The sequence below is a fragment of the Gelidibacter sp. genome (assembly GCF_035577925.1).
In the GTDB taxonomy this organism is placed as follows: Bacteria; Bacteroidota; Bacteroidia; order Flavobacteriales; family Flavobacteriaceae; genus Gelidibacter.
Genome location: NZ_DATJCY010000284.1, coordinates 1 through 3,468 on the forward strand (window position 1 = coordinate 1; position 3,468 = coordinate 3,468).

The 3,468-nt window shown below is 34.5% G+C and carries 2 protein-coding genes; both read left to right on the forward strand.

Going from position 1 to position 3,468, the window contains the following annotated elements:
• Positions 1 to 842 precede the first annotated feature (842 nt).
• Positions 843 to 2,177, forward strand: a complete 1,335-nt coding sequence (nhaA, locus tag VNJ50_RS11200; RefSeq protein ID WP_325581895.1) for a Na+/H+ antiporter NhaA — start codon at positions 843 to 845, stop codon at positions 2,175 to 2,177.
• Between the two features lie 971 nt (positions 2,178 to 3,148).
• Positions 3,149 to 3,468 (forward strand): DUF4256 domain-containing protein (locus tag VNJ50_RS11205; RefSeq protein ID WP_325581897.1); only part of this gene is annotated, 320 nt, incomplete at its 3' end.

Here is a 3,468-nt window from a genome sequence, read left to right on the forward strand (position 1 = left end):
TTTTGTGGCAAATATAAAAAAACCAAAATAGGATAATGAATGGCATTTGAAGGATAAATTTGACTTTTAAACTTACAAGAAAATCGCAACTTCTTTAAGCTTTTAAACCAGGTGCGCCCAACCAAGAGGAAGTGTTGCAAAAGTGGGATGGCCAAGCTGTTTAGAGAACCACAAAATTGAATGGCTTTAAACCTAGTTCTGGAAGCCTTTTGTACTTTTTTTACAGTTAACTTATAGTGTATCGAGGTTGGTGCTTAGACAAAATTATGTACCTATAATAACGCAAAACCAATCAAACAAACTAATCAATCCTAAAAAAACATCTCCCATTTTATCGATTTAGGTGATTATGCAGAGACAATTTATAAAATATATAAAAATTTAACATTAATTTTACATACATGGTCTTTACAGTCCTACTACTTTGGGGTTGCTTTGCAAATATGCTGTTAATCAATCTCATTAATAAACAAAATTTAAAAACCATAAATTACAATTTGACAAAATGCAACCGCAAAGAGGCTAAAAGAAGCATAATCCACTATTTTATGACACTGTTAAAATCATAAAAAATGATGTTTTTATGCAAGTATTGCTATATTTGAGAGGTGCAAAAGGCACAAGGTATTGGCAAAATATGGTCAGAAGGAGTGAGCTGTGAGGCATTTTGTTACGTTTGTTCTTCATTAATCATAATGTTTTTTACAAATATCACAATGGTTCCGTTTTTAATCGGACGCATAGGTGATACCAACATTTGGTGAAAATAAATAACGACTTTTGAATATGGTAAATAATCAAAAGTTTACCTTTAAAACTTTAAATTTACAAAGAAATAAATAATGACAGAGCCTAGAAAAGCCCCCATTGACAAAGTAGTAAAACCTATCCAAAAATTCATACAGCAAGAAAAATCAGGTGGACTGATATTGGGAATAAGTGTAATTGTTGCATTGGTTCTGGCCAACTCTCCGCTAGCAGAGGACTACTATCGTTTTTTTCAGCATAAGTTCGGCTTTGTTTTTGACGGAAAAACGTATTTAGAATACGACATCCATCATTGGATCAATGACGGACTGATGGCTATTTTCTTTTTTGTAGTAGGCCTAGAACTCAAACGGGAAATCGTAGCAGGTGAATTGGCTAAACCACGAAAAGCAATGCTTCCGATTATTGCTGCATTGGGCGGTATGATCATCCCTGCATCAATCTATCTACTTTTCAACCCTACTGGAGAGGTGCACAGTGGCTGGGGTATTCCTATGGCTACAGATATAGCTTTTGCCTTAGGAGTATTATACCTGTTAGGCAATCGGATTCCGTTGGGATTAAAGGTGTTCTTGACTGCTTTGGCTATTATTGATGATTTGGGAGCGGTTTTAGTGATCGCTTTCTTTTATACCTCCGACATTTCTATCATATCCTTACTGCTTGGATTTACTTTTCTTATCATCATGTATGCTGGCAATAAAATGGGGGTAAGAAGTGTTCTTTTTTATGCCCTCTTTGGAATTGGAGGACTTTGGATTGCCTTTTTATTATCAGGAGTCCACGCCACGATTGCTGCAGTTTTAGCAGCTTTCACCATTCCAGCTAACGTAAAAATCAAGGAAGATATATTTGTGTCACGAATTAAGAAACATTTAGCACGTTTTTCGCGTGTAGATCCAAATGATAACATCCCTACCTTAACAAATGATCAGTTGCACATTTTAGAAAAAATGACTACTAATACAGAACGGGCCATCCCCCCTTTACAAAAACTGGAACATGCCATGCATCCATTTGTAACTTTTATAATCATACCCATTTTTGCGCTAGCCAATGCAGGAGTGTCTGTTTTGGATATTGAGCCGGCACAACTATTTAGCACTAATGTGGCTATAGGCGTAGCCTTAGGCTTGTTGGTAGGAAAGGTTTTGGGCGTTATGGGCTTTACCTGGCTGGCAGTGAAGTTGAAGGTTGCACCGTTTCCGACCGGCATGAATCTGAGAAACCTTTTTGGATTGAGCCTATTGGCTTCAATAGGTTTTACGATGTCTTTATTTATAACCGAATTAGCATTTGCAAATGAAATATTTAAAACACAAGCCAAAGTGGGCGTTTTTATCGCATCCATTATTGGTGGAATTTTAGGTTATATGGTACTAAAAAAACAAAAGGCGAAAACAGCCTAATACCTCAAAAAATATAGCATAAGCCTCTTTTAAAGTATTTTTAAAAGAGGCTTTTTTTTAAAACTTTGCCCTCTACGATACTTCATGTAATCATGACTGGGATTTTTTGGTCGGATTCTGATTGCGATCAACTTATATACACTTAATAGCTACAGTATTTCAAAAAACAATTGCGCTTACAGTATTTGATAGCTTATATATTTAGATTAAATTTGGGAGGCACAACCCATTTTGTAAAGTAGTTACTTAGTAATATGATTGGGCATGCCACTAATTATCCTTATTGTTCAATTCAATACAAATAGATTTTTACTATATGAAACCATTACAATTACCAACCTCATTTTGAAGGCCGTTTAGGCAATATCGTGTAAACAGCAACGTGGCGAAACAGTAAAAGATATTGGTAAGGTTTATGAAACAAGAAATACAATCAAAAGAACAGTATAATATTTACGCTATCTAATACCTACTGTCAGATAGATTGACCATATTAACTCATTAGTCATGCACCAACTAGCACAAAATATAATAAATGACTATTGTCAACACAAATTTAGCATGACAAAGAAAGACCTCTAATCTAGCATTTTAAAGTTGAGAAAAGTTTGAGTTATAGGTCCAAAAACAAAGCTCCACATTTTATATAACCTACTTAAGCAGATATTACAGACATAAAAACAATTAAACACCTCAGCTAAAATCGAACTTATAGAAAGGCCCAAAGATGGATTTGAAAAAACAAGTCGAGACATAAAAGAAAATTACAATAAATTTAAGACTAAGAGCCTATTAAAATTTTAACGAAATATTTACTTTGTAGGTATTAATATTTCTTAGTTCTTTTTTATGCTCTTTTTAGCATCTTTTAGCCTTTGATGACATAATTATAAACATAACACTTAAGGAAGAAGCTGAAGCAATTCTTTGTTATGGATAAAAAAGAAGTGCTGCAATAAACGATATAAGTCATGAAAAAACAACTAAACACCTCAGCTAAAATCGAACTTATAGAAACGCTCAAAGATCGATTTGAGAAAAACAAATCGAGACATAGCGGAATCGATTGGACCGAAGTACAAAAAAAGCTTGAAGCCAATCCTGGGAAGTTATGGACATTAAACCAAATGGAACTTTCTGGTGGTGAGCCTGATGTTGTTGACTTTGATAAAAAAACAGGCAAGTATATTTTTATCGATTGCTCAAAAGAAAGTCCTCAGGGGCGGCGAAGTTACTGTTATGACCGAAAAGCATTGGAGCGAAGAAAAGCAAACAAACCAAGTAATAATGC